This window comes from Rhizobium sp. BG4, from assembly GCF_016864575.1.
Classification (GTDB): domain Bacteria; phylum Pseudomonadota; class Alphaproteobacteria; order Rhizobiales; family Rhizobiaceae; genus Rhizobium.
In genome coordinates, this window is sequence record NZ_CP044125.1 from 3,464,497 (window position 1) to 3,489,610 (window position 25,114).

The 25,114-nt window shown below is 60.0% G+C and carries 24 protein-coding genes and 1 other RNA gene; 16 read left to right on the forward strand and 9 right to left on the reverse strand.

The window, feature by feature from the left end; all coding sequences use genetic code 11:
* Positions 1 to 47: 47 nt before the first annotated feature.
* Positions 48 to 3,776 (forward strand): AsmA-like C-terminal region-containing protein, encoded by a 3,729-nt coding sequence (locus tag F2982_RS17340; RefSeq protein WP_203428564.1) that lies wholly within the window; start codon positions 48 to 50, stop codon positions 3,774 to 3,776.
* Between the two features lie 230 nt (positions 3,777 to 4,006).
* On the opposite strand, the gene F2982_RS17345 is transcribed toward F2982_RS17340, so the two are convergent.
* From F2982_RS17345 to ssrA, 4 genes are all read right to left on the reverse strand, one after another.
* Positions 4,007 to 4,219 (reverse strand): ribbon-helix-helix domain-containing protein, encoded by a 213-nt coding sequence (locus F2982_RS17345; protein WP_130278024.1) that lies wholly within the window; start codon positions 4,217 to 4,219, stop codon positions 4,007 to 4,009.
* Between the two features lie 55 nt (positions 4,220 to 4,274).
* Complete coding sequence (locus tag F2982_RS17350; RefSeq protein ID WP_112715389.1) at positions 4,275 to 4,466, reverse strand: DUF4169 family protein; 192 nt, start codon at positions 4,464 to 4,466, stop codon at positions 4,275 to 4,277.
* Positions 4,467 to 4,551: 85 nt separating this feature from the next.
* Complete coding sequence (locus tag F2982_RS17355; RefSeq protein WP_112715387.1) at positions 4,552 to 5,067, reverse strand: SspB family protein; 516 nt, start codon at positions 5,065 to 5,067, stop codon at positions 4,552 to 4,554.
* Positions 5,068 to 5,195: 128 nt separating this feature from the next.
* Positions 5,196 to 5,560: a transfer-messenger RNA gene (ssrA, locus tag F2982_RS17360) on the reverse strand.
* 117 nt (positions 5,561 to 5,677) lie between these two features.
* On the opposite strand from ssrA, the gene F2982_RS17365 reads away from it, so the two are divergent.
* Both F2982_RS17365 and F2982_RS17370 read left to right on the forward strand, forming a co-directional pair.
* Positions 5,678 to 6,472, forward strand: coding sequence for a thymidylate synthase (locus F2982_RS17365; protein WP_203428565.1), 795 nt, complete (start codon positions 5,678 to 5,680; stop codon positions 6,470 to 6,472).
* Between the two features lie 71 nt (positions 6,473 to 6,543).
* Complete coding sequence (locus F2982_RS17370) at positions 6,544 to 7,236, forward strand: hypothetical protein (protein WP_203428566.1); 693 nt, start codon at positions 6,544 to 6,546, stop codon at positions 7,234 to 7,236.
* Positions 7,237 to 7,249: 13 nt separating this feature from the next.
* On the opposite strand, the gene rfbC is transcribed toward F2982_RS17370, so the two are convergent.
* Entirely contained in the window at positions 7,250 to 7,780 is a 531-nt protein-coding gene (gene rfbC / locus F2982_RS17375; RefSeq protein ID WP_203428567.1) for a dTDP-4-dehydrorhamnose 3,5-epimerase, read from the reverse strand.
* Positions 7,781 to 7,957: 177 nt separating this feature from the next.
* Between rfbC and F2982_RS17380 the strand changes: the two genes are divergently transcribed.
* Positions 7,958 to 8,713 (forward strand): NAD(P)-dependent oxidoreductase, encoded by a 756-nt coding sequence (locus tag F2982_RS17380; protein WP_246777467.1) that lies wholly within the window; start codon positions 7,958 to 7,960, stop codon positions 8,711 to 8,713.
* A 921-nt stretch (positions 8,714 to 9,634) separates the two neighbouring features.
* Positions 9,635 to 10,336: a CatB-related O-acetyltransferase gene (locus F2982_RS32050; protein ID WP_203428569.1), complete on the forward strand. Its 702-nt coding sequence runs from the start codon at positions 9,635 to 9,637 to the stop codon at positions 10,334 to 10,336.
* Here F2982_RS32050 and F2982_RS17390 read toward each other — a convergent pair.
* Positions 10,333 to 11,205, reverse strand: coding sequence for a glycosyltransferase family 2 protein (locus F2982_RS17390; protein WP_203428570.1), 873 nt, complete (start codon positions 11,203 to 11,205; stop codon positions 10,333 to 10,335). The genes F2982_RS32050 and F2982_RS17390 overlap by 4 nt on opposite strands.
* A gap of 133 nt (positions 11,206 to 11,338) precedes the next feature.
* On the opposite strand from F2982_RS17390, the gene rfbF reads away from it, so the two are divergent.
* From rfbF to F2982_RS17435, 9 genes are all read left to right on the forward strand, one after another.
* Complete coding sequence (rfbF, locus tag F2982_RS17395) at positions 11,339 to 12,103, forward strand: glucose-1-phosphate cytidylyltransferase (RefSeq protein ID WP_199629148.1); 765 nt, start codon at positions 11,339 to 11,341, stop codon at positions 12,101 to 12,103.
* Entirely contained in the window at positions 12,103 to 13,173 is a 1,071-nt protein-coding gene (gene rfbG / locus F2982_RS17400; protein ID WP_203430108.1) for a CDP-glucose 4,6-dehydratase, read from the forward strand. Before rfbF ends, rfbG begins: the two co-directional genes overlap by 1 nt.
* A 4-nt stretch (positions 13,174 to 13,177) precedes the next feature.
* On the forward strand, positions 13,178 to 14,407 hold the full coding sequence (locus F2982_RS17405) for a class I SAM-dependent methyltransferase (protein ID WP_203428571.1): 1,230 nt from the start codon (positions 13,178 to 13,180) through the stop codon (positions 14,405 to 14,407).
* Positions 14,408 to 14,599: 192 nt separating this feature from the next.
* Positions 14,600 to 15,565 (forward strand): sensor domain-containing diguanylate cyclase, encoded by a 966-nt coding sequence (locus F2982_RS17410; protein WP_246777468.1) that lies wholly within the window; start codon positions 14,600 to 14,602, stop codon positions 15,563 to 15,565.
* Positions 15,566 to 15,625: 60 nt separating this feature from the next.
* The gene (locus F2982_RS17415) at positions 15,626 to 16,144 is read left to right on the forward strand and encodes a dihydrofolate reductase (RefSeq protein WP_203428572.1); all 519 of its coding nucleotides are present in this window, start codon (positions 15,626 to 15,628) and stop codon (positions 16,142 to 16,144) included.
* A gap of 151 nt (positions 16,145 to 16,295) precedes the next feature.
* Positions 16,296 to 17,387: an FtsH protease activity modulator HflK gene (gene hflK / locus F2982_RS17420; protein ID WP_112715363.1), complete on the forward strand. Its 1,092-nt coding sequence runs from the start codon at positions 16,296 to 16,298 to the stop codon at positions 17,385 to 17,387.
* Between the two features lie 3 nt (positions 17,388 to 17,390).
* Positions 17,391 to 18,329, forward strand: a complete 939-nt coding sequence (locus tag F2982_RS17425) for a protease modulator HflC (protein ID WP_112715361.1) — start codon at positions 17,391 to 17,393, stop codon at positions 18,327 to 18,329.
* A 10-nt stretch (positions 18,330 to 18,339) separates the two neighbouring features.
* Positions 18,340 to 18,525, forward strand: coding sequence for a DUF2065 family protein (locus F2982_RS32180; RefSeq protein ID WP_203430110.1), 186 nt, complete (start codon positions 18,340 to 18,342; stop codon positions 18,523 to 18,525).
* A gap of 103 nt (positions 18,526 to 18,628) precedes the next feature.
* Complete coding sequence (locus tag F2982_RS17435; protein WP_203428573.1) at positions 18,629 to 20,302, forward strand: DegQ family serine endoprotease; 1,674 nt, start codon at positions 18,629 to 18,631, stop codon at positions 20,300 to 20,302.
* On the opposite strand, the gene F2982_RS17440 is transcribed toward F2982_RS17435, so the two are convergent.
* Together F2982_RS17440 and serB are read right to left on the reverse strand one after the other, a co-directional pair.
* Positions 20,292 to 20,861 (reverse strand): GNAT family N-acetyltransferase, encoded by a 570-nt coding sequence (locus F2982_RS17440; RefSeq protein WP_203428574.1) that lies wholly within the window; start codon positions 20,859 to 20,861, stop codon positions 20,292 to 20,294. The genes F2982_RS17435 and F2982_RS17440 overlap by 11 nt on opposite strands.
* Positions 20,858 to 21,748, reverse strand: coding sequence for a phosphoserine phosphatase SerB (gene serB / locus F2982_RS17445; protein ID WP_112715355.1), 891 nt, complete (start codon positions 21,746 to 21,748; stop codon positions 20,858 to 20,860). The genes F2982_RS17440 and serB overlap by 4 nt, the downstream gene beginning before the upstream one ends.
* On the opposite strand from serB, the gene miaA reads away from it, so the two are divergent.
* Together miaA and F2982_RS17455 are read left to right on the forward strand one after the other, a co-directional pair.
* On the forward strand, positions 21,749 to 22,642 hold the full coding sequence (gene miaA, locus F2982_RS17450; protein ID WP_203428575.1) for a tRNA (adenosine(37)-N6)-dimethylallyltransferase MiaA: 894 nt from the start codon (positions 21,749 to 21,751) through the stop codon (positions 22,640 to 22,642).
* A 71-nt stretch (positions 22,643 to 22,713) separates the two neighbouring features.
* On the forward strand, positions 22,714 to 22,971 hold the full coding sequence (locus F2982_RS17455; protein WP_203428576.1) for a hypothetical protein: 258 nt from the start codon (positions 22,714 to 22,716) through the stop codon (positions 22,969 to 22,971).
* Positions 22,972 to 22,974: 3 nt separating this feature from the next.
* Here the strand turns inward: F2982_RS17455 and F2982_RS17460 are convergent, their stop codons facing one another.
* Positions 22,975 to 25,026: an ATP-binding protein gene (locus F2982_RS17460; protein ID WP_203428577.1), complete on the reverse strand. Its 2,052-nt coding sequence runs from the start codon at positions 25,024 to 25,026 to the stop codon at positions 22,975 to 22,977.
* Positions 25,027 to 25,114 lie beyond the last annotated feature (88 nt).

A 25,114-nucleotide genomic window follows, 5' to 3' on the forward strand; every position in this document is an offset into this window, starting at 1 on the left:
AATAACAGTAGTGTCGGCAACAGAATCCCGAATGGAGAATCCTTGATTTGGTAGGCCGGTTCCTCGTCTTTCTGGGGGGAGTGATCGTCGTAGTGCTCTTTGTGGCGCTACTCGCACCGCTATTCATCGACTGGACGGACTTCCGCAAGAATTTCGAGGATCAGGCAAGCCAGATCATCGGCAAGAAGGTCACCGTGCACGGCACCGTCGATGCGCGGCTGCTGCCGTTTCCGTCGGTGACCATGCATGACGTGCGCGTCGGCCAGGAGCCGGATGGCCAGCCGATCGTTCAGGTCGAGCAGTTTTCCATGGATGCCGAGCTTGCGCCGTTTCTCTCTGGCGAAGCGCTGATCTTCGACATGCGCGTCGTCAATCCGAAGGTGCGGCTGCGCCTCCTGAAGGACGGCACGCTCGACTGGATGCGCGGCAGCCAGGCGGAAATTCCGGCCAAGACCGTCGTGCTCGAAAATGTTCATGTCAGCGGTGGCGATGTGCAGTTCATCGACGACCAGTCCGGCCGTTCGCGCAACATCACCGGCCTGAATGCGGAGATGTCGGCAAAGTCGCTCGCCGGTCCGTGGCGCATTGATGGTGATGCGACTCTCGACGGCGAGCATGGCAGTTTCTCGATCGCCAGCGGCCAGCCGGATGAAAACGGCGTGTTGAAAGTCCGCACCCGTCTCGTTCCCGACCAGCATCCTGTCAGCGTCGATCTCGATGGCGAGCTGAAGCTCGTCGACCGCAAGCCGAACTATCAGGGCACGATGTCGGCAGCGATCGAGAACCGCGGGCAGAGCAAGAATGACAAGACGCTGCCGCCGCCGCGCGTGAAGGGCCGTTTCGAGCTGACCAACGAGCGCATCCGCGTTCCTGAATACCGGCTGGAAGTCGGCTCGGCCGATGACCCCTATGTGATCACCGGGGAGGCGACGCTCGATACCGGCAGCGCGCCGGAATTCCTGCTGATCGCCAACGGCCAGCAGATCGATGTCAACCGCATCGGCAATCAGGGCGCGGGCGGCAAGACGGCGCGCGATCCCGGCCTTTCGGCCCGCCAGCGCCTCAATTCGCTGATCAATATCGTGGCGCAGGTGCCGATCCCGCAGGTGCCGGGCAAGGCGAGCGTGCGTCTGCCGGCCATCGTTGCCGGCGATACGGCGATCCGCGACGTGCAGCTCGACCTGCAGCCGGCCGGTGACGGCTGGACGATCGACGATGCCGTCGGCACGCTGCCGGGCCGCACGCAGGTGGAAGGCAAGGGGCGGCTTACGTTGCGCGGTCAGCCGTCGTTCAACGGTCACGTGACCGTGGCTTCCAACCAGCCGAGTGGCCTTGCGTCCTGGCTTGCCGGTTCGGTCGATCCGGCAATTCGCCAGCTCCGTCAGGCTGGTTTTTCGGCCGATGTCGGCCTGACGCATCAGAAGCAGAGTTTCGACAATCTGGAGATCGCCGTCGGTCCCGCAACGCTCAAGGGCAGGGTGGAGCGGCTGGCGCCGAAGGATCAGACGCCGGCGCTGAACGTGGCGCTGAATGGCGATGCGCTGGATCTCGACGCGCTCCGGGCGCTGACCGGCCTGTTTACCGGACAGGACGCCGGCGACAACGTGCTCGACCACAAGATCACCGCCCAGCTGAAGGCCGACAAGTTCACGGCCTTCGGTGTCGAGGCCTCGAATGTCGAGACCAATTTCACCATCGCCGATGGCGCACTCGCCATCGAAAAGCTGGCGGTCAAGAATTTCGCAGGTGCCGAGCTGACCGCGACCGGCCGCGCCGAAGGCTCGTTGCTCGACTATAAGGGTTCCGGCGAGATCACCTTCAAATCGGCCGATCCCGGCCCGTTCTTCACCATGCTGAAGGAGCATCTGCCACCGCATCCGGTCATGGACCGGCTGGTGCGCAATGCCGCCTGGTACACCAACACGGCGCTGCGCGGCGCCCTGACGCTCGGTGGCGACGACAATGATGGGCTGACGCTGACGCTGGCCGGTGTTTCCAACGGCAGCCGCGTCAATCTCGATTACCGCATGTCCGATCTTCTGGCGCTGACCGGCAAGGGGACGACCAGCCTCGAAGCGACGCTCGAGAATGCGACGACCTCTGTGCTGTTCGGCCAGGCGGGGCTCGACCCGCTGCCGGTGGAAGCCGATGCCAATGGCAGATTGTCGCTGAAGGTGCAGGTCAACGGCACCGATCCCGCCGATGCCTCGCTGGCCTTTGCGACCGACCGCACGTCGTTTACCGCCAATGGCAAGGTCGATGTGCGCCCCGATACCTTCATGAACGGCCAGGTCGGTGTTTCCCTGGAGAGCGCCGATCTCGATCCCTACCTGATCATGAACGGCATAGCGCTGCCGCAGCTCGGAACCGGCCTGCCGTTCGGCCTCCAGACGACGGCGACGATCGATAGCGGCAAGATCACATTCGCGGACCTGAAGGGCCATGCTGCCGACAATAAGTTCGCTGGCTCGCTGGCGGTCGACAGGGCAGCGAACAAGACCACGGCGAGCGGGGAGCTGGCGCTCGACCGCGCCGATGCGATCTGGCTCGGCGAGGCCGTCTATGGGCCGATGACCGATCCTGTAACCGGCAATCTGACGACACAGGGTCTCGGACAGCCGGTCTTCAAGGATATGGACGTCAACCTGAAGCTCTCGGCCCAGCAGTTCTGGCCCGGCTGGTCTGGCGCCGTCAACGATTTCGCCAGCAACATTGCCTATAAGGGCGACGAGCTGCAGCTGAACGACATGCAGGGCACCTGGGATGGCGGCAAGCTTTCCGGCAACCTGCTCTTCACCAATGCCGACGGCACCGGCTTCTTCCAGACGAAGCTGGCGCTTGCCGATGCCGATCTCGGCGGCGTCGTCTGGTCGCGTGACGGGGCGCCGATTGCCAACGGCAAGTTCGGCCTGTCGCTGAGCTCCGAGGCATCCGGCAAGTCGATGACGGAACTCGCGAGCTCGATGACCGGCTCCGGCGAGATGCGGCTTGGCGAGACCAGCGTGCGTGGCCTCAATCTGGCGATCCTGGCGCCACTGCTCTCGGCCACCGATCCGATGCAGGACCAGCTGAATGCCGGCAAGGTGCATCCGATCGTCGAGACGCTGCTGAATAACGGCGAGGCAAAGCTGCCGCCGCTCGGCATCCCGTTCAACATCACCGATGGCATGCTCCGGGTTCAGAACGTCACCGTATCCAACGACCTCGCCAAGGTGACCGGCAACGCGCAGATCGACCTGCCGCAGGAGCGTATCAACGCCTCGCTGAATATCGGCTTCAACCCCGGCAACGACGCGCTCTCCGGCGCCGATCCGGCGTTGAGGCTCGATTTTTCCGGTCTGCTGGCATCGCCTGGCCGCACCATGGATGTGACCGATATCACCGGCTACCTGTCGCTGCGCGCCTTCGAACGCGAACGCCGCCGGGTCGAGCGCCTGCAGGCCAACGTGCTCGAAAAACAGCGCCTGCGCCGCGAAGTGGCTCTCTACAAGTTCAACGACGCCGAACGCGCCAAGGCAGCGGCGATCGAGGCCGAGCGCAAGGCCGAGGAGGAGCGTCTGCGGGCGCTCGCCGAAGCGGCTGCGAAACAGAAGGCGGAAGCGGAAGTCAGGGCGAAGGCCGAGGCGGATGCGAAGGCTGCTGCCGACGCCAAGGCCGCGGCGGAGGCCGAAGCACAACGGCGTGCGGCTCAGCAGAACAGCAGCCAGGGCCAGGCACCGACAGGCGGCAACGGCCTGAATTTCAACACCATGCCCGGCGCCGGCATTCCGCAATAAGCCGGATATCCGTCTTTCCACAATCGACCAGCGATTTACGTCCTTCGGACAAGTTCGGGATGCGGCGAGCGCATTCATCTAGCGCGAATGCCGCAGCTTCTGATCGAAAGACGGCGTATCGCGGTTTTCAGAAACGCATAAGCTGAAATCGGGTGGTTACCCGAACCTAGCCATCAAGGGGTCATTGCCGGGCGCTCACGGGCGCGGCAATGACCTCGCCAAAGTTACCATCATCCGCTGTTCTTGAGCCAGGCGAGCACATGCAGGCGCAGCGCCGAGGAGAGGTTGCTGTCGGCGGCGCGGCTATCGTCGATCTCTGAAATCAGTGCGGCAAGCGGGATTGTGCGGGCGGTGGCGATCGCCTTCAGTTCGGCCCAGAATTCGTCTTCGAGGGTGAAGCTGGTGCGGTGGCCGTGAAGCGTTGCGGAATGCTTGCGGATCATCGGCGGGACTTGCTGGCTTGATTAAACGGACAGAGCAGTGCGATCGGCAACGGGCCTATTCGTCCTTGTCCTTCTCGATCCGGCCCTGGCTATGGGTCTTCTCCGCCTTGTCGTTCAGCGCCTTGGTCAACTGCTTCTCGGCTTTGGTGCGGCCGAAGCTGATGCGGTTCTGCTCGGCCTCTTTGTCCTTTTCCGAACGGGCCTGCTTCTTCCTGAACTGGCGGAGATTGACGATTTCGGCGCTCATGGCATGCCCCGATCTGAAATGAATTCGGCCGGCCAAAATGCACTTTGGCTGGAATGAAAAAGGGAAGCCTTGGCTTCCCTTCCGGTTACTGCTTCTTGCGGAAGGCGTCGAGCGAGACGACCGATCCGGGCTTCTTTTCCTCGCCGCCTTCGGCGGGCTTGGCCGCCGGCGTTTCCTCGCTCTTTTCGGGAGCGACCGGGTAGGCGGTGATTTCGGCTTCGGTCAGCTCCTCGCCATCGGCGAGCGGCACGTCGAATTCCAGCTCGAAATTCACCGAGGGATCATAGAAGCCGCGGATGGCATTGAAGGGGATGACGAGCTTTTCGGGAACGTCGGAGAAGGAAAGGCCGATCTCGAACAGCGATTCGGTGATCTTCAGATCCCAGAACTGGTGCTGGATGACGATGGTCATCTGCTCGGGATATTTGCTCTTCAGGTGCTGCGAAATGCGCACGCCGGGAGCGCCGGTCAGGAAGGTGATGAAAAAGTGGTGGTCGCCGGGAAGGCGGCCCGTCGCTCCGACTTCGGACAAGACCTTGCGGATGACGCCACGCAGCGCGTCCTGTGCCAGAATGTCGTAGCGGATGTGGTCCTGCCCCATGCTTTTCCTGTCTTTCGTTGGTTCGGAAGTCTTTTCGCTCGCTTATATGCCATGTCCGGCCGCGCTGCGGAAGCCTTGCCCCGAGTCATGCTTGACGGAAGCATACATGATTTCAATGGCAGGGAGAAGGTGAAGGCTTCTGTTGCCAGGTGCCTTCGGACCCCGCCTCAAGGGGCTAACCTAGAGGACTTGGAGCGGAATTCCCGCACCGCCATTAGGCAGCGAGAGCGTATTCCTTAGCGTTGTTGTCGTTTGCAACTACACTTGTGACCCGATAACGGCGGTATCATGCCGAGCGAAAAGTCGATCTTTACACCCTTGTCGATCCTATTTCGCCCCCATCAACAGCAGCCGTACATCCGGCTGTTCTTGGTGGAGGCGCCGGGTACCGCCCCCGGGTCCAATAGGCTTATTACACCGCCCATTTATCGCCATAGCCGGCCCGAAGACCGGCAAGGCTGATATAGTGTTTTCCTGAAGCGATGGGAAGAGGCTCGTCACAAAAGCGTCGTTGATATCGGCGGATTTTGCTTGGAAAAGCGATGCCGCGTGGTTGGTTTCGGGGCGGGGACGGCTTAAATATAAGGCGAAAACGGAGTCGGCGGCGGCCATGAAGCAATATCTCGATCTTCTGACCCATGTGATGGACAAGGGCACCGACCGTGGCGACCGGACGGGAACCGGCACGCGCTCGGTCTTCGGCCATCAGATGCGCTTCGACCTGAACGACGGTTTCCCGGTTCTGACGACCAAGAAGCTGCATCTGCGCTCGATCATCCACGAGCTGCTCTGGTTCCTGAAGGGCGAGACCAATATCCGCTACCTCAAGGACAACGGCGTGTCGATCTGGGACGAATGGGCTGACGAGAACGGCGATCTCGGCCCGGTCTACGGCGCGCAGTGGCGCTCCTGGCCGGCGCCTGATGGCGGGCATATCGACCAGATCGCCAACCTGGTGAACGGCATCATCAAGAACCCGAATTCGCGCCGCCACATCGTCTCGGCCTGGAACCCGGCCGAAGTCGACGACATGGCGCTGCCGCCCTGCCATTGCCTCTTCCAGTTCTACGTCGCCGACGGCAAGCTCTCCTGCCAGCTCTACCAGCGCTCGGCCGACATCTTCCTCGGCGTGCCCTTCAACATCGCTTCCTACGCGCTGCTGACGATGATGGTGGCGCAGGTGACCGGCCTGAAATACGGCGATTTCGTCCACACGCTCGGCGACGCGCATCTCTACCACAATCACTTCGAGCAGGCGAAACTGCAGCTGACGCGCGATCCGAAGCCGCTGCCACGCATGCTGATCAAGCGCGACGTCAAGGATATCTTCGATTTCAAATTCGAAGATTTCGAGCTCGCCGGCTACGAGGCAGATGCCAGCATCAAGGCGCCGATCGCTGTTTGAGGAGTAATGCGTTGACGCATATCGATGTCAGTATCGTCGCCGGGCGGCGACCCGATCTGCTGCGCACGACGATGGCCAGCTTCGGCGAGCTTGCGTTTTCCAATTTCAACGTTGGAAGAGTATCGATCAATATCGATCCGATCTTTGGATCGGATGAGGATGCGCGCGACTGCGCCGATATCGTCCGTCGTCTCTTCCCTGAAGCGGTTGTCTTCACTCCCGAACGCCCGAGTTTCTGCGCCGCCGTCAAGCGGCTATGGCAGGCGACGGAAGCGGATTTCGTCTTGCATCTGGAAGACGATTGGATCTCGCTTGGGCGGATAGGCGATGAGGCCTTGAGCGCCTTTGCAGACAGGGCCGTTCAGCAGGTATCGCTTCATCATGCCGATCAGAACTGGGACATAAAGGCGAAGGGGCATTTCCATAAAAGGAATAACTATCTCAAGTTCGCCGGGATCAAGATTCCGAAGTTCACGTCGTTCCCCAAGTTCACGACGTCGCCTTCTTTCCTGAGAGGGGACTTTGCGCGGACTTGCGCCGGATTGCTGATCGAAGAGTTCGATCCGGAAAAGCAATTCTACTCGGCGGTCAATCCGGCGCTTGAGCGGACGGTCGCCAATTTCAAGAATTACATCTATTCGCCGGATGCCCGGCCGGTCATTCGCGATATAGGGCGCGAGTGGCGCGACCAGCGCGCGATCTCAAAGACGGTCAGCAAGGGAAAATCGGTTTGGTCCGACCTTGGCGACCAGACCTCTCGATAGGGTGCCGCAATCGCTATAGAAATGCGAAATTGCTATCTCGGGCAGACATCTGCGAAACAGGCAAAGGCCAGGAGATGTTGATCTTGGGATCGAGCGGATTGACCCCGCCCTCGGCATCGGGCGCATAGGGTTTGTCGTGAAGGTAGATCAATTCGCAGTCCTCGCTCAAAGTCTGAAAACCATGGGCGAAGCCTGCGGGGATCAACAGGGAGCGGGCATTGTCCTGCGAAAGGATTTCACCGTGCCATTTGAGATAGGTCGGAGATCCGGGGCGCAGATCCACGGCGACGTCGAAGATGGCGCCCTTGAGGCAGGACACGAATTTGGTCTCATCATGAGGAGCGCGCTGGAAATGCATGCCGCGGATGACACCTTTTTCCCTCGTCATCGTGTGATTGATCTGTGCGATGCTGCCTGTGCCGAACCCGGATATTTCGTCCACGCAGAAAAAGCGGGAAAAGAAGCCGCGGTCATCGCCGAGATGCTGGCGTTCGATGATGAAAAGGTTAGGCAAATCTGAGGGGCGACTGGTGAAGCGCGGCACGGTTCTCTATAACCTTTCATCTACCAATTGACGTATGCGGATGTCATCCGTCTCGGATCGAGTTTGGGGCCTTTTAAGGGTTACATCTTCATGCCAAATGAATGAGCAGCAATGAGAAAAGTCCTTATCACAGGTGCCTCCGGATTCGTAGGTCTGCATGTTTTGCGCAATCTGATCATGAAGGGTGTGGACGTCAGTGTCGTTGCCCGTCCCAATTCGGTGGGAAAATTTATGGACTTGTACGCGATCCAGCTTGCGGAAAGCGCGACTCCATTCCTTGAGAGCGAGGAGTGGTGGACAAAGGTCCTTACCGGAATCGATACCGTTATTCATCTGGCTTGGTACGCGGAGCCCGGAAAGTACCTGATGGCAGATGAGAATCTGGATTGCCTAACTGGAACGATCACGATCGCTAGGGCGGCAGCGAATGCCGGTGTGAGGCGCTTTATCGGAATTGGAACTTGCTTTGAATACGACGTCAGTGTCGGTTGGCTTTCGGTAGACACGCCTTTGAAACCGCTCACTCCTTACGCAGCGTCCAAGGCTTCAGCTTACCTAACGCTGTCTCAGTGGTTTCGAGCTAGAGAGATTGAGTTCTCTTGGTGTAGACTTTTCTACCTCTACGGAGAAGGCGAGCATGACCGACGCTTTGTTCCATATCTCCGAAGATCTTTGGCTGCCGGTTTGCCGGCAGAGCTGACTGCTGGCATGCAGGTGCGAGACTTCTTAGACGTGGCGGATGCGGCCGAGGCGATCTGCAACGTCGCGTTTGGCTCTTCTGTCGGGCCCGTGAACGTCTGCTCGGGGATGCCGATCACTATCAGAGCGTTCGCTGAAAGAATAGCAGATGAGTACGGTCGCAGAGATCTGTTGAAGTTTGGTGTTAGAGAAGAGAATATATTTGACCCTCCAGTTGTTGTTGGCATCAAATAGGCAAGATAGGTCGCTTATTATGTCTAAAGCATCCTCTAGGATCGCAGTTGTTTACCTAGATAGATGGGGAAACCCCCCTGGATTCAGGAAGGCGTTTTTACATAGCTTGCGGTTCTTTTCGGCTGGTGCGGAATTTGATCTGATCTGGCAAATGAAGGGATATCCAGATCACGCCATCTGTCACGAGCTTGTTGGCTTTGAGCAGCGATTTTCGGGTAGGGTCGTACAGATTCGGTATCCCGATAATTTATATCAGTTTACTCTCGCGTTGGATGTGGCTCAGAACATGAGCTACGAATTCCTTTTATTCTTCACCTCGTTCAGTCGTATTCTCGCTCCTGATTGGCTGAAGTCTTACGTTGCCGCGTTCGAGAGTCGTGAAGATTGTGGCATAGTAGGCGCGACAGGTAGTTACGAACGAGCGTCTCCAGACCAGCCGTTTCCAAACTGCCACGTCCGCACCAACGCGTTCATGGTAAGATCAAAGTTGTTCTCGTCACTGGAGTTTGGTCGATTGACAACAAAGGGGGATGGAAACCTTGTGGAGGCTGGCCCCTATAGCATAACACGCCAAATCCGTGAGCGCGGTTTGAATGCTTTTATTCTTGACCGTTATGGGCATCTTTACGATTCCCCAACGTGGCCGCTTAGTGAGACATTTAGGTCCGGATCGCAACGGAATTTGCTTGTTGCTGACAATCGGACCTTCCAGTATTTTGTTGCGTCATCTAGAGAGCGCTTGCGTCTTGCTCGGCTAGCTTGGGGGAGGCTGCTATATATGATGAAGTCTCCTGGATTAAGAGGCGGCTCTATCGTATCTGGTGGCGAAGCAACTGGTTTGGCCGCTTAGCTGGCTCATTATTATGAGGCAAGCTTATCTTTTTAAATTGTCGCGGACGGCTGCACTAGGCGTATTTGTGAATGGTCAATACAATCGGTAACTTCAATGATTTTTGGACTCCCGAAGATAGTGAGCTTCGATATTCTGAAGATGACGTTGTTTTAAGATCTTCTTGGGACAGCTGGTTGTCCAAAGGCAATCATAAAACTTGGTGGCTAAATAAATTTCGCCGCCGCTCTAAGAAAAAATACGGCAGCCGCGACGACGCTTATCGCGCCTATGTCGAGAATAAGTTTAATATAAAGGTCGGTAAGTACTCTTACGGATATGAGCAGTTTTGCTACAAAGGGTCAACATTACATCAAATTGGCTCGTTTTGCTCTATTGCTGTGAATGTGGGGATTTCTGCAGGTGAACATCCCTTAGATAAAGTGTCAACAAGCCCAGCATTCTACCTTGCAGATTTTAGGCTTGTCTCTGAAAATGTCGTCGATCTGAAAAGGTTCCAGAAGAAAATCACAATAGAGCATGATGTGTGGATCGGTCGCGACGTGACAATCCTGAGTGGTGTAAGAATCGGTATCGGCGCTGTTGTAGGTGCTGGAGCCGTGGTCACTCGGGACGTTCCGCCATATGCCATAGTCAGCGGTGTGCCAGCGAGAATTATGAGGTTTCGCTTCGATCAGGCGACGCGGGAACGTCTTTTGGAATCACAATGGTGGCTATGGAATGATGACCAACTGCGCGAGCGAATCACATTCTTCCAAGAAGTGCTCTCTTAATGTTGATTTCTTATAATTAGCGATTTAATTTTAGATTTCAGGATTCTTCGCCGCATTGCCCACTTTCTGGCGACGCGCTGCTCGATGTGTTGTTCAAGTATAGCTTCGACTTGATGGCGATCGTCTGCCGACCAGCTTCTGGCGTTCAACATCTCTACGGCAAGCGCTTTGTATTTTGTCCGTGTCTGCATGAGTTTCTCAGGGTCGAGCCTGTAGATCTGATTAGGTCGCTTTATTCTTTGTATAAACTCGGTATCAAAAGCTAAAGCGACCTTTCCATCTAAAAGTGACGGAAGCAATGCAAGGTGGTCAGAAGCCCATAGTGTCTCGTACCTTTGTACGACGAGATCCCAATCCCGCACTACTGTTTCCCTGCGCCATAGTCCGTAGAACCAGCTGGGATGACAATTGAGCGTTAGCTCTTTCACTCGAGCAAGATGGGGGCCGTCCGGTAGCTGAGGCAGATCAAATAAGCGTTCGGTGCGTACTGGCTCTTCGATGATGCGGCGAATCTTGGCCACGGCGAGATCCGCGTTGGGCTCACTGTCTAGATGACTAACCAGACTTTCGATATGGTTTGGAGCAGCTAAGTCGTCGTCGGCCCGCCACATGAAATAGGGGCCTTGTAGCAAGTCTCTCACCCGTGAGAAATTCTGAAGCCACGGAATCGTTTGCTCTAGACGAAAATGATGAAAACGTTTGTCCCGGCGTGCGAATTCGGCACAGATCTCACTGGTCCCATCTGTGGACCCGTTATCCGATATTGCGACTTCGAAATCTTCGAAAGTTTGTTCTTGCAGGCATCGCAGACTCTCCGCGATGAACTCAGCACCGTTCAGTGTTGGTAATCCGATGCTCACTCGTGCCACGGCACGCACCTCATGTTGCAATCTTTGTCGAAATATACAAAAGAGACGATTATATCCCTTCGTCGTGACTTGATAAGGGCGGTCGAATTTTTGTCAATGCAATTCGGTGTCATTCGGTAGCAGGGCCACTTCCATGAAAATCGTTATTCTCGCCGGCGGCTTCGGCACCCGCATTTCCGAAGAGAGCCATTTGCGGCCGAAGCCGATGATTGAGATCGGTGGGCGGCCGATCCTTTGGCATATCATGAAGACCTATAGCCATTATGGCTTCAACGACTTCGTGATCTGCCTTGGCTATCGCGGCTATATGATCAAGGAATATTTCGCCAATTATATCCTGCATTCGGCGGATGTGACCTTTGACATGGAGCGCGGTGAGACGACCTATCATTCGACCAAGGCCGAGCCCTGGCGCGTTACGCTGGTCGAAACCGGCGAGGGGTCGATGACCGGGGGGCGTGTGAAGCGCGTCGCCAATTATCTCGGTGATACGTTCTGCCTGACCTATGGTGATGGTGTTGCCAATATCGATATTCAGGCGCTGACCGATTTTCATCATCGCCACGGCAAGGAAGCGACTGTTACCAGCGTCGTGCCGCCCGGCCGCTATGGCGCGTTGCTGACGGATGCGGGGCAGGTTCGCAGTTTCATGGAAAAGCCTGCAGGCGACAATGCGCGCATCAACGGCGGCTTCTTTGTACTCAACCGCTCGGTTCTCGATCGCATCGCCGGCGACGATACGTCTTTCGAAGGCGCGCCGCTCGAAGGTCTTGCGCGTGATGGCCAGCTGATGGCCTTCAACCATGACGGTTTCTGGCGGCCGATGGATACGCTGCGTGACAAGAATCAGCTTGAGGAGCTCTGGCAGAGCGGCCATGCGCCATGGAAGGTCTGGTGATGGGCCGTCTGCCGGATAGCCGTTTCTGGCGCGGCAAGCGGGTGCTCGTCACCGGGCATACCGGCTTCAAGGGCACGTGGGCGCGGGTGTGGCTTTCGCGGCTTGGCGCAGACGTCTTCGGGTATGCGCTGGCGCCGTCGACTGCGCCTTCTCTGCATGCGCTCGTTGGCAGCGCCGGATTGAGTGGCGAGACGATTGCCGATCTGCGCGACACCGACAGCCTCACGGCTGCAGTCGCGCGCAGCAGACCCGATATCATTTTGCACATGGCCGCCCAGCCGCTGGTACGCCGCAGCTATGCGGAACCTGTCGAGACGTTTGACGTCAATGTCATGGGCACGGCGCGGCTTCTCGAGGCGGCCCGCACAGTCGACGAGGTCAAGGCAATACTCGTGGTGACCACCGACAAGGTCTACAGCAACGACGAAAGCGGCCGGCATTTTGTCGAAAGCGATCGCCTGGGCGGACATGATCCGTATTCCGGTTCGAAGGCCGCGGCTGAGATTGTCACCGCCACCTATCGCGATTCATTTTACCGGTCGCGAGGCGTCAGGCTTGCCACGGCACGTGGCGGCAACGTTCTGGGCGGCGGGGATTATTCCGAAGACCGGCTGGTGCCGGATATCGTGCGCGCCGCTTTGGCCGGCGAGGTCCTCGATATCCGCAGTCCGCTTGCCACGCGTCCGTGGCAGCATGTTCTCGATTGCCTGAATGGCTATTTCCTGTTCTGCGAGGACTTGTTTGCTGGCAAACAGGTGCCCGATGCGCTCAATTTCGGGCCATCGCCTGAGGAGGCGCAGATTGCTGTCGGACGCCTTGCCTCCGATGTTCAGGCGGCGATGGGTGTCGCGGGAACCTGGAACGATAGCTCTGCCAGCGACAAGCCCCGGGAGATGCAGACGCTCGGGCTGGACCCGACGAAAGCACGGGAATATCTTTCGTGGCAGGCAAAGCTCAGCCAGCCCGAGGCAATCGAATGGACCGCGCGCTGGTACGACCGCTGGCGTGGCGGCTGCGCGCCGCTGTCGCTTGTCACAGATCAGATCGATACTTTTATGAAAGGCGCGTAACAGCATGGTTCATGCCTGCCGCTTCTGCTCAACGCCGTTGACCAATGTTGTTGCCGATCTTGGCGCCACGCCATGGTCGAATTCCTTCCTGCCCAATGAGGCGGCGATCGAGACCGAGCGCTCGTTTCCGCTGAAGGTCATGGTCTGCTCCGAGTGCTTTCTTGTGCAGACCACCGAGACTGTGCCGCCGGGCGAGATCTTCAATGCTGAGTATGCCTATTTCTCGTCGTTTTCGACCAGCTGGCTGGATCATGCAAAGCGTTACACGCAGTTGATGACGGAGCGCTTCGGCCTTGGCGATCAGTCGACCGTGATCGAGGTTGCATCCAATGACGGCTATTTGCTGCAGTATTTTGCGGCAGCGGGTGTCAAGGTGCTGGGCGTCGAGCCGGCTGCCAATGCGGCCGAAGTCGCCGAGGGGCGAGGCGTCCCGACGAAGGTGGCGTTCTTCGGAAGCGATACGGCGAAGGCGATCGTCGAGAGTGGCATTCGTGCAGACCTGACGGCGGCCAACAACGTGCTGGCCCATGTGCCGGATATCGCCGATTTCGTCCGCGGTTTTCAGATCGTTCTCAAGCCGGAGGGCGTTGCAACCTTCGAATTCCCCCATCTTCTGCGGATGATCGAGGGCCTGCAGTTCGATACGATCTATCACGAGCACTATTCCTACATCTCCCTGCTCGCTGCCGAGAGGATTTTTGAGGCCTGCGGCCTGAAGGTCTTCGATGTCGAGGAGCTTTCGACGCATGGCGGTTCGCTGCGAGTCTATGCTCAGCGCAATGATGGAGTGCGCGCGCCGACCGAGCGCCTTCTTGCCATGCGTGAGGAGGAGGAGCGGTTTGGCCTGAAGGACATGCGGACTTACCGCGAGTTCGGCACCAAGATCGCGGCGGTATGCGACGCATTTCGCGATTTTCTGCGTCAGGCGCGAGACGAGGACAAGGTCGTTGCGGCCTATGGCGCCGCTGCGAAGGGCAACACCTTCCTGAATGTCTGTGGTGTCACGCGTGATGATATCAGCTTTGTCGTCGATCGAAGCACCGTGAAGCAGGGCAAGCTTTTGCCCGGCAGCCACATTCCTGTCTATGCGCCGAGCGAGCTGGAGCGCGCAAAGCCCGACTACGTGGTGATCCTGCCGTGGAATCTGACGGCGGAGATCGTCGAATCCTGCAAGTATATTGCGGATTGGGGCGGGCGTTTCGTCACCGCTATTCCGACGTTGCGGATACTCTAATGAGCCAGGCGAGGCCTTCGCGTCTCGCCGATCGCTGTTTGACCTCTTCGCAATTTCAGCAAAGCGCCGGACCGGGAGACGATTGAAAACGTCTTTATCCGGCAATGTCTGAAAATGTACCAAGTTTCATCAGTAAGATATTAATAGCCCTCGGTTATTTTCTCCCGCGCAGGTAATGCTCCCGGGACCGCAATGGACGATACTGACCTTCTTCCCCCAGATGTACTGTCGTCGATGCTGATGCGCATGTTCGAGTTCGCGCCGATCGCCATGGCGATCACCACCAGCGACACGAAGACGTCGAGCTATGCGAAGGTCAACGACGCCTATCTGAAGCTGACGGGTCTGAAATGGGAAGATATCAGCGGCAAGAAACTGACGTCCGAGGGGGCGGCGATCGACAATCCGGCGCGGGATCGCCGCCACAGGATGCTGGCTGAGGACGGTGCTTATGTGCTTGAAGAGGTCGATATCCGCCATGCCGACGGGACGATCATTCCGACGCTGATTTCGGCGCAGCGCACGATCGTCGGCGGTGTTTCCTTCGACGTCGAAGTGATCATGGACGTTTCGGCGCGCGTGCGCCATCAGCGTGAGATCGAGCTCGCGCTGCGTGCTTCGGCACGCACGGACGCGCTCTCCGGCCTGCCGAACCGGGCCTGTTTCGACGAGACCCTGGCCGAGCATATCGAAGCGGCGCGGGCGGCGGAAAAGTCGATGGCGCTGGCATTCATCGATCTCAACGGCTTCAAGGCGGTCAACGACCGGCTGGGACATGGCGCTGGTGACGAGGTGATCCGCACGCTTGCCAGCCGTTTTCGCGAGAGTTTTCGCGCCAACGACTTCATCGCCCGGATCGGCGGCGATGAATTCGTGGTGCTGATCGAGGTTGACCCGGTGCTGATCCACGATGTCAGGAATACGGTGACCGACGCTGCCGACCGCATCTTCAAGCCGATCGCCATCGATGGGGCGATCACGGAGGTGGGTGCCGCTGTCGGCGTGGCGCTGCTTGAGCCGTCGGATACGGCGGCGTCCTTCGTCAAGCGCGCCGACAATTACATGTATCTCGCCAAGCAGACCGGCGAGCGCGTTGCCGTCATCTGGCTCGGCAATCCGGATGCGCAGCAGACGTCTGCCGGGCGCGCCGTCGGCTAGCTTTCCCCCTCATTAGCGGGTAGGTGTCCGCTCTGGCATCGAATGCGGAGGCGGGGTCTCATGTCCGGTATCATCAAGACGATCGTTGTGGCTGTATCTGAGAACGGCATCATCGGCCGGGACGGCGATATGCCCTGGCGCCTCTCGACCGATCTCAAGCGCTTCAAGGCAATAACCGCGGGCAAGCCGTTGGTGATGGGCCGCAAGACCTACGAATCGATCGGCGGCAAGCCGTTGCCGGGGCGCTCGCATGTGGTGATCTCGCGCCACGCCGCTATCGATCATCCCGATGTGACGATGGCGCATTCGCTGGCCGAGGCGATCGGCAAGGCCGAGGCGATTGCGGCTGAGCAGGGGATCGGCGAGATCATCATCGCCGGTGGCGGTCAGATCTATGCGCAGGCGATCGATTTGGTCGACCGCATGTGCGTCACCCATGTCGAGACGCATGTGGAGGGCGATACGGCTTTTCCGGCGATCGACGCCGCGCGCTGGAAGCCGGTCGAGACGCTCTACGTGCCCGCCGGCGAGAAGGACAATTATCCGACACGCTACGTCGTCTACGAGCGCCGCAGCTGAAGATAACGAATTATTTTCCAAGAAAGAACACCAAGTCCTTCATGTCGCGTTGAAAGCAGGGTCGGCGATACCTATAACGGTCACAATCGCTTACCGTCTGCCGCCCCCGCGGGCATATGCGATCGGGAGTTCAACGAACAAAGAGGTTTTGATGCCCTGGAGCAATCAGAATGGCGGCGGCGGCCCATGGGGCGGCGGCGGCGGTAACAACAACAATCAGGGACCATGGGGGCAGGGCCCGAACCGTCCGAAAGGCGGCGGCGGGGGCAAGGGCGGTCCGCCCGATCTCGAAGACATCATTCGCCGTGGTCAGGACCAACTGGGCCGCATGGTGCCCGGCGGCTTCAATGGCGGCGTGGCGCTGATCATCGTCGCAATCCTCGCGGCCTTCTGGCTCTTCCAGTGCATCTACATCGTCCAGCCGGACGAGCGTGGTGTGGAACTGCGCTTCGGCCAGCCGAAGCAGGAAGTGTCTATGCCGGGCCTGCATTTCCATTTCTGGCCGCTTGAGACGGTCGAAACGGTCAAGGTCACGGTGCAGCAGCAGAATATCGGCGCGACCTCGTCGTCGTCCTCGAGCGGCCTGATGCTCTCGGGCGACCGCAGCGTCATCAACGTCCAGTTCGCGGTGTTCTTCACCGTCAGCGATCCGAAGGCGTATCTCTTCAACGTCGAGAACCCGGCGGAAACGCTGCAGCAGGTTTCCGACAGCGCGATGCGCGAGATCGTCGGCCGCCGTCCGGCACAGGACGCGTTCCGCAGCAATCGTCAACCGATCGAAACGGACGTTCTCAATATCGTTCAGGGGACGATGGACCGCTACAAGGCAGGTATCACCGTTACCGGCGTGACGATCCAGAACGTGGCTCCGCCGCGCGAAGTCTCCGATGCCTTCGAAGAAGTGCAGCGTGCAGGCCGAGACCGCGACAGCACGATCGAAGAGGCAAACCGCTATACCAACCAGCGGCTCGGCCAGGCGCGAGGCGAGGCGGCTCAGATCCGCGAAGACGCCGCCGCCTACAAGGACCGTGTCGTCAAGGAAGCGGAAGGTGAGGCGCAGCGCTTCGCATCGATCAATGACGAATATGCAAAGGCTCCTGACGTGACGCGCAAGCGGCTGTTCCTGGAAACCATGGAACAGGTGCTGAAGAATTCGAAGAAGGTCATCATCGACGAGAAGCAGGGGGTCGTACCCTACCTGCCGCTCAACGAGATCGGCAAACCGGCACAGCAGGGAGGTTGAGCCATGACATCCAATAAGCTTCCCGCCGTGCTGATCGCACTCGCGGTCGTTCTCTTCGTCGTCTATTCGTCGGTCTTCGTGGTCAATGCCCGCGAACAGGCGATCGTCGTCCGCTTCGGTCAGATCCAGTCGGTCAAGACCGAGCCGGGCCTGTATTTCAAGCTGCCCTTCGCCTTCATGGACGCGGATCGCGTGCAGTATGTCGAGAAGCAGGCGCTTCGCCTCGATCTCGATAATATCCGCGTACAGGTTCAGGACGGCCAGACCTTCGATGTGGACGCCTTCGTGATCTACAACATCGCCGATGTCCGCCGCTTCCGCGAAACGGTATCGGGTGACCGCGAGGCTGCCGAGGCTCGTCTTCGCGCACAGCTCGATTCGTCGCTGCGCCGCGTCTACGGTCTGCGTGACTACAATGCCGCTCTTTCCGAAGAGCGCGTTGCGATGATGCTCGAGATCCGCGACGACCTCAGGATCGATGCCGAGAACCTCGGTTTGAACATCGACGACGTCCGTATCCGCCGTACCGACCTCTCGCCTGAAGTCGCGCCGAACACCTATAACGCCATGCGTTCGGAGCGTCTGGCGGAAGCCGAGCGTATCCGTGCATCGGGTAACGAAGAAGGCCAGCGCCGCCGCGCCGTCGCCGACCGTCAGGTCGTCGAGATCACCGCGGAAGCGCAGCGTGATTCCGAAATCCTGCGCGGTCAGGGCGATGCCGACCGGAACCGGATCTTTGCCGAATCCTTCGGCAAGGACCCGTCGTTCTTCGAGTTCTACCGCTCGATGTCGGCTTATTCCTCGTCGCTCTCGTCGCAGGATACGACACTGGTGCTGTCGCCGAACTCGGAGTTCTTCCGCTACTTCGACAACGCCACCGGCACGCCTGCGGCACCGCCGGCAGCTCCGGCGCCGGCTGCACCCGCCGCACCGGCAAACTGACAACAGAAGACTGCAGGATTTCCTGACGGTGCCTGCATTCTTTCTCATGATCGAGGGGCTGGTCTATGCACCGGCCCCTCGTTTTTTTGTGCAGATGGCAGGGCTTTTGCAGTCGGTTCCGGAGCAGCAGATTCGCGTATGCAGATTGGCCGCTGCCGGTCCTGGGGGTGCCATTGTCCGGCTTCTCAGAGGCTGAGTTGAGATTGCGCGGGATTTCGCGAAAAGGTGATTTCACGCTCCATCATTCCGCCCTATGTTGGTGGTCAGACTGCCGCTTTGACCTGACATGAGGAAGCTTGATGGCCCCCACGACACGCCCGACCTTCAGACGATCGCTCGCTCTCCTGGCCGGCGCAGCCCTTCTTGCCAATATCGGTCTTGCCGGCACCGCAGCCGCCCAGGGAGTGCCGCCGACAAACGGTCCGGCTTCCGTCGCCGATCTCGCTGAAGGCCTCCTCGACGCAGTCGTGAACATCTCGACATCGCAGAACGTCAAGGACGACGAGGGCGCCGGTCCGGCGCCGCGCGCGCCCGACGGATCGCCCTTCCAGGAATTCTTCAACGACTTCTTCAACAAGCAACAGGGCGGCAAGGGCGGCGGCAACCACAATGTCAGCTCGCTCGGTTCGGGCTTCGTCATCGACCCCGCGGGCTACATCGTCACCAACAACCACGTCATCGAAGGCGCCGACGATATCGAGGTCAATTTCGCCAATGGCTCGAAGCTGAAGGCCAAGCTGATCGGCACCGATACCAAGACCGACCTTTCGGTTCTCAAGGTCGAGCCGAAGACGCCGCTGAAGGCGGTGAAGTTCGGCGATTCCAGCGGCATGCGTATCGGCGACTGGGTGATGGCAATCGGAAATCCGTTCGGCTTCGGCGGCTCGGTGACCGTCGGCATCATTTCCGGCCGCGGCCGTAACATCAATGCCGGTCCCTATGACAACTTCATCCAGACGGATGCGGCGATCAACAAGGGCAATTCCGGCGGTCCCCTGTTCAACATGAAGGGTGAAGTCATCGGCATCAACACGGCGATCATTTCGCCGAGCGGCGGTTCGATCGGTATCGGCTTCTCGGTGCCGTCAGAACTCGCTTCGGGTGTCGTGGCGCAGCTTCGCGAATATGGCGAGACGCGCCGCGGCTGGCTCGGCGTGCGCATCCAGCCCGTTACCGACGATGTCGCCGACAGCCTCGGCCTCGATGCCGCCAAGGGCGCGCTGGTTGCCGGTGTCATCAAGGGCGGACCTGTCGATAACGGCTCGATCAAGGCCGGCGACGTCATCCTGAAATTCGACGGCAAGGCGGTCAACGAGATGCGCGATCTGCCGCGCGTCGTCGCCGAAAGCCCTGTCGGCAAGGAAGTCGATGTCGTGGTGCTGCGCGACGGCAAGGAGCAGACCGTCAAGGTGACGCTCGGCCGTCTCGAAGACAGCGACCAGGCCGCGGCAAACAGCGATGACGGTTCGCAGAATGGCGGCGTCATCAATCCGGATCCCGGCGAGAACGACGACATGGACGAGCCCGACAGCGATCAGGCTCAGCCGTCACCCGACAACAAGGGCACGGAAAACAAGACGCCTGAAAACAAGGGTCCCGAGAACAAGGGTCCCGAGAACAAGGGCCAGGGCCAGAGCGACCAGCAGGGTCAGGTCGCCCCCGACGCAGCGACGCCGAAGAACGTGCTCGGGCTGTCGTTGTCGCTGCTCAACCCGGATATCCGCAAGACCTTCAACATCGCCGAAAGCGTCGACGGCGTCGTCGTCACGGAAGTGACGCCCGGCTCGGCTGCGGCCGAAAAGGGCCTGAAGCCCGGCGACGTGATCGTCGAGGTGGCGCAGGAATTCATGAAGTCGCCGGATGCCGTTGCTGCCAGAGTTCAGTCGCTGAAGCAGGAAGGCCGCCGCAACGCCCAGATGATGATCGCCGCCGCCAATGGCGACCTGCGCTTCATCGCAGTGCCTATGGAATAGGGCCAGCGGCGCTTGGCGCGCTGATCGCATAGAGCACGTGGCGGATGAAGTCCGGGGTCGTGGCCGGGACCTTCGGGTGGTCGAAGTCGCGATCTTCATGATGCGTCATGCCGATGCGTTCCATGACGGCACGTGAGCGGCGGTTCTGGGGGACGGTGAAGGCGACGATTTCCTTGAGCGCGTGGTTGTCGAAGCCGTGCTGCAGCAGCGCGGTTGCTGCTTCGCTGACATAGCCCGCACCCCAGTGGCGTTTAGCGAGCCGCCAGCCGATCTCGACGGTGCCGTCGGGGATTGCCGGTTCGTGCGAGGTTCGCATGATGCCGCAGAAGCCGAGTGTGTCGCCGGTCTCCGTGTGTTCCAGGGCGTAGAAGCCCAGGCCGGTGTCGGCGATCAGCTTGCGGAGGTAATCGAAGAGCTCGTCCGATTCCTGGCGGTTGCGCCGCCGCGGGAAGAATTCCATGACATCGGGGTCGGAATTGATCTCGTGGAAGAGATCGCGGTCCTCCTCACGCCAGTTGCGGATGATGAGCCTGCCGGTCGTGAGGATGGTCTCGGTCATGGCGTGACGAAATCCGTCTTGCGGTAACCCTGGATGTAGAGAAGCGCGGTCAGGTCGCCGTGGTTGATGCGCATCTTCGCTTCGGCGGCGACGGCTGGCTTGGCGTGCAGGGCAACGCCGGATCCCGCGAGGTGCAGCATGCCGAGGTCGTTGGCGCCGTCGCCGACGGCGATGGCGTCCTCAGGGGTGATGCCGAGCTTTTCCGAGATGTCGATCAGCGCGTCGACCTTGGCCTGCTTGCCGAGGATCGGTTCGGCGACGAAGCCGGACAGGGTGCCGTTCTCGTCGAGCAGCAGGTTGGCGCGGTTCTCGTCGAAGCCGAGCGTGGCGCCGATGCGGCTGGTGAACACCGTGAAGCCGCCGGAGACGAGGGCGGTGTAATAGCCCTTCGCCTTCATCGTGGCGATCAGTTCCGGACCGCCAGGCGTCAGCGTGATGCGCTTGGCGATGACCTCGTCGACGACGGAAATGGGCAGGCCCTTCAGCAGTGCGACGCGCTCGCGCAGTGCCGGTTCGAAGGCGATCTCGCCGTTCATGGCGCGGGCGGTGATCGTTGCCACCTTGTCCTTGAGGCCGACTTCGGCGGCGAGTTCGTCGATGCATTCCTGGCCGATCATCGTCGAATCCATGTCGGCGATCAGCAGCTTCTTGCGGCGCGTCTCGGCGTTCTGAACCACCACGTCCACGGGCTGGCCGGCGAGGACCGAAAGAATTGCAGCTTCGGCTTCTGCGGCATCCGTGCCGTCGCGAAGGGCGATATCGCAGGCGATGCCATCCGCCAGCCAGTAGAGACCGGAGGCTTTGACGCTGTCATGCGCCTTCTCGGCAAGCGCCGGAGACAGAACGGGGTTTGACGGATTGGCAACAAGCGTGGCAACGAGAGCCATATGGAAAACCTTCTGAGCACAACAGGTGCGATCCTGATAACCGGGCCGACCGCAAGCGGCAAGTCCGCGCTGGCCGTGAAACTGGCGAAGCAGCATGGCGGCGCCGTCATCAATGCCGATAGCATGCAGGTTTACGACACGCTGCGGGTGCTGACGGCGCGACCGTCCGAAGAGGATATGGAGGGAGTGGCGCACCATCTCTACGGGCATGTTCCGGCAGGGAGTGCTTATTCGACGGGTGCCTGGCTGCGCGATGTCACGGCGCTGCTCCCGGAGCTTGCGCGCAAGGGGCAGCTGCCGGTCTTCGTCGGCGGCACCGGCCTGTATTTCAAGGCGCTGACTGGCGGCCTCTCCGACATGCCGGAGATCCCCGAGGCGATCCGGACGAGATTGCGCCAGCAGCTGATCGATGAAGGACCAGCGCCGCTCCATGCGGCTCTGCAGGCAAAGGATCCGGCCTTGGCGGGCAGCCTCAATCCGGTCGACGGTCAGAGGATCGTCCGGGCGCTTGAGGTCATGGAAGCGACAGGCCGCTCGATCTCTGCGTTTCAGGGGCAGGCGGGGCCTGTCATCGTCGATCCCGATCAGGCGCGGAAGATCGTTGTTCTGCCCGATCGCGCGGTGCTGCATCAGCGTATCAATGGCCGCTTCGAGAAAATGCTCGAAGAGGGGGCTGAGGATGAGGTCAAGGCTTTGCTGACGCTTGATCTCCCGGCCGAGATGCCGGTCATGAAGGCGATCGGCGTCTCGCAGATCGCGGCGATGCTGCGCGGAGAGATGGCCCGTGGCGAGGTGATCGAAAAGGGTTCGGCGGCGACACGTCAATATGCCAAGCGCCAGATGACCTGGTTCCGCAATCAGATGGACGAGAGCTGGGAACGGCTGGAGCCTTGATGTCATAGCCGGCGCAAGGTTCGCGCCACGGTTGCCGTCTAAGCGGTTGTGAGGGTCAAATGGAGAGCCTCATGAACAACTTCCTTGCAAAGACGCTTGCTTCGATCAACGCGCTTATCGCGATCATCATTCTTGCCGTTTCGACATTGTCCACTGGTGCGGCCGCTTCGGCCCAGGGCGGGTCCGGGATGTTCGTGGTTGGCGCGGTGATCGGCGCCATCGGCGGTATCGTGCTGGCATCGCTGATCTGCGGCACGATCGCCTTTCTCACCCTGATCGAGCGCCATCTCAGCGTGATCGCTGCGGCGGCGAAATCGAAGAGCGTCTAAGCCTCAATCCTTGTTGTAAAGGCTGCTCAGCGGCTTCCTGAGGATGCTTTCGCGCAGGGAAGAGGTGCCGGGTTCGCGGCGCTGGACTGTCGGCGCCGGCTCCTGATTGCCGAAGGAGCGGGGCTGGCCTGCTTCCTCGCGGCGCATTTCACGGCGCAGCGCCTCGAGGCGGCTGTCGATCGATCCGGCGGCTGCCGGCTGCGGATCCTGCGGCGCGTAGCTGCGCGGCAGCATATCCGGGCGGTAGGGCTCGTTCAGCGACATCGATGGCGTGGCGGCGGCCGGCTGCGGATAGGCCTGGCCTTCCGGCGGCTCCTCGTCGTCGAACAGCATGTCGCTCTGGACCGAGGCGTTGTAGCTGTTCTGGAAATTCGAAATGTCCGGGCCGGCGGCGCCGCTGACGGCGCGCATGCGGGTGACGATCTTGCGCAGATCGACGGTATCGGGATCTTCCTCGGACTGCTTTGCCGTTGCGCCATGGGCTTTCGGCAGCAGGTTCTGCGCAACGCGCGAGAAGCGCATGCGCATGGGAACGCTGATCGCCTCACCGAAGGCGATCGCTTCGCCGTTGCCGATCGAGGAGATGAAGCTGGTCGTCGAGATCGACGAATTCGGGATCGCCGAGCGAATAATCTCCTGGTCGCGGTCGTTGGACAGGCGCATCGCAAACAGCGTCGAGCACTGCGACAGGATCGTCTGGTCGAGTTCGCCCGGACGCTGGGTGATGATGCCGAGCGAGACGCCGTATTTGCGGCCTTCCTTGGCGATGCGGGCGATCGCCTGGCGGGTCGGCATGAAGCCGAGCGTCGGGTCGGCCGGAATGTAGCGGTGCGCTTCTTCGCAGACGACGAGCATATGGATCGCGCCTTCGCTCCAGAGGCCGATTTCGAAGGCCATGCGGCAGAGCACGGACGCGACGGAATTGACGACTTCCGACGGGATGCCGGAGAGCTGGAAGGTGCAGATCGGACGGCCTTCGCCCGGGATGCGGAAGATCTGCGCCACTGTCTCCACGATCGTGTCGGAGATCGTGTTGTTGGAGAACATGAAGTGGTAGCGCGGGTCGTTGATGGCGGCGATGATGCGCATCTTCAGCGATCGCAGGAACGGCTTTTCGGCGCGGCCTTCGAGGCGGCCGATGCGCTCGTCGATCAGTGCCAGGAGATCGGCCATGCGATAGGGCACTGGCGTATCGGCGGTGATCGAGCTTTTCTCCGTCGTGCGGCGCACCAGCGAGCTGTCGCTGCCGCGGAAGGCGCGCTTGGCCTCCGGCATGATGTCGCGCAGCATGTCGAGCTCTTCCGGCACCGGCGGGCGACCGCGGAAGACCACTTCGGCGAATTCCTCAAGCCGCATCAGCCAGAAGGGCAGGTCAAGCGTGTCGGTGTCGATGACGACCGAATGCTTGGGGAAGGCCGCGGCAAATTCGTTATGCGGATCGAGGATCAGCACGCGCAGCTTCGGATCGGCCTCGATCGCCTTGTGCAGCAGCAGCGACACCGCCGTCGACTTGCCGACGCCGGTCGAGCCGACGATGGCGAAATGCTTCGACAGCATCGAGGGCACATGGATCGCCGCGTCGATGCTTTCGTCTTGGGTGAGGTTGCCGATCACGGCGGTCGCGCCGGCACCGGCATCATAGATGCGCATCAGGTCGGCAGAGCGGATCCGGTGGGCGATGGCGCCGAGATAGGGGTAGCGTGAGATGCCGGTCGAGAATTCCTCGCGGCCGTCTTCATCGACGCGGACTTCGCCGAGGAGCTCGGCCTCGATGCTGAAGCCGTTGTCTTCACCTTCGCCCCACATGTGGGAGCCGGTGTTCATCTGATAGACGAGGGCGACGACGCGGTTGCGCCCGACGCTGATCGAAATCAGCCGTCCGACGGACCAGAGTTCGGTGAGATCGGTGCCGCCGCCTTCGGCGATTGCGGCGATCGTCGTGCGGGAACCGCTGCATGCGACGACACGGCCCAGAAAGCGGTTACCCCGCGCCTGGCTATCGCGGCGGTCATGCTCGCCGGCTTTCCCTGACGTCTGCAAGTCGTTGTTGAGCAACGGCCTACTCCCTGCGTTAGCGATCCAAGATATGACTTATCTTTTAATAAATGGTTCCGGCCCTTAATTCTGGAGGGTAAGAACCTGT

Bases quoted from the DNA above. Each gene is read 5' to 3' on its own strand.
- F2982_RS17345 (WP_130278024.1), bottom strand. From the start codon at position 4,219: ATGATCCGCAAGCATTCCGCAACGCTTCACGGCCACCGCACCAGCTTC.
- F2982_RS17350 (WP_112715389.1), bottom strand. From the start codon at position 4,466: ATGAGCGCCGAAATCGTCAATCTCCGCCAGTTCAGGAAGAAGCAGGCC.
- F2982_RS17355 (WP_112715387.1), bottom strand. From the start codon at position 5,067: ATGGGGCAGGACCACATCCGCTACGACATTCTGGCACAGGACGCGCTG.
- F2982_RS17365 (WP_203428565.1), top strand. From the start codon at position 5,678: ATGAAGCAATATCTCGATCTTCTGACCCATGTGATGGACAAGGGCACC.
- F2982_RS17370 (WP_203428566.1), top strand. From the start codon at position 6,544: ATGGCCAGCTTCGGCGAGCTTGCGTTTTCCAATTTCAACGTTGGAAGA.
- F2982_RS17380 (WP_246777467.1), top strand. From the start codon at position 7,958: ATGAAGGGTGTGGACGTCAGTGTCGTTGCCCGTCCCAATTCGGTGGGA.
- F2982_RS32050 (WP_203428569.1), top strand. From the start codon at position 9,635: ATGGTCAATACAATCGGTAACTTCAATGATTTTTGGACTCCCGAAGAT.
- rfbF (WP_199629148.1), top strand. From the start codon at position 11,339: ATGAAAATCGTTATTCTCGCCGGCGGCTTCGGCACCCGCATTTCCGAA.
- rfbG (WP_203430108.1), top strand. From the start codon at position 12,103: ATGGGCCGTCTGCCGGATAGCCGTTTCTGGCGCGGCAAGCGGGTGCTC.
- F2982_RS17405 (WP_203428571.1), top strand. From the start codon at position 13,178: ATGGTTCATGCCTGCCGCTTCTGCTCAACGCCGTTGACCAATGTTGTT.
- F2982_RS17410 (WP_246777468.1), top strand. From the start codon at position 14,600: ATGGACGATACTGACCTTCTTCCCCCAGATGTACTGTCGTCGATGCTG.
- F2982_RS17415 (WP_203428572.1), top strand. From the start codon at position 15,626: ATGTCCGGTATCATCAAGACGATCGTTGTGGCTGTATCTGAGAACGGC.
- hflK (WP_112715363.1), top strand. From the start codon at position 16,296: ATGCCCTGGAGCAATCAGAATGGCGGCGGCGGCCCATGGGGCGGCGGC.
- F2982_RS17425 (WP_112715361.1), top strand. From the start codon at position 17,391: ATGACATCCAATAAGCTTCCCGCCGTGCTGATCGCACTCGCGGTCGTT.
- F2982_RS17435 (WP_203428573.1), top strand. From the start codon at position 18,629: ATGGCCCCCACGACACGCCCGACCTTCAGACGATCGCTCGCTCTCCTG.
- F2982_RS17440 (WP_203428574.1), bottom strand. From the start codon at position 20,861: ATGACCGAGACCATCCTCACGACCGGCAGGCTCATCATCCGCAACTGG.
- serB (WP_112715355.1), bottom strand. From the start codon at position 21,748: ATGGCTCTCGTTGCCACGCTTGTTGCCAATCCGTCAAACCCCGTTCTG.
- miaA (WP_203428575.1), top strand. From the start codon at position 21,749: ATGGAAAACCTTCTGAGCACAACAGGTGCGATCCTGATAACCGGGCCG.
- F2982_RS17455 (WP_203428576.1), top strand. From the start codon at position 22,714: ATGAACAACTTCCTTGCAAAGACGCTTGCTTCGATCAACGCGCTTATC.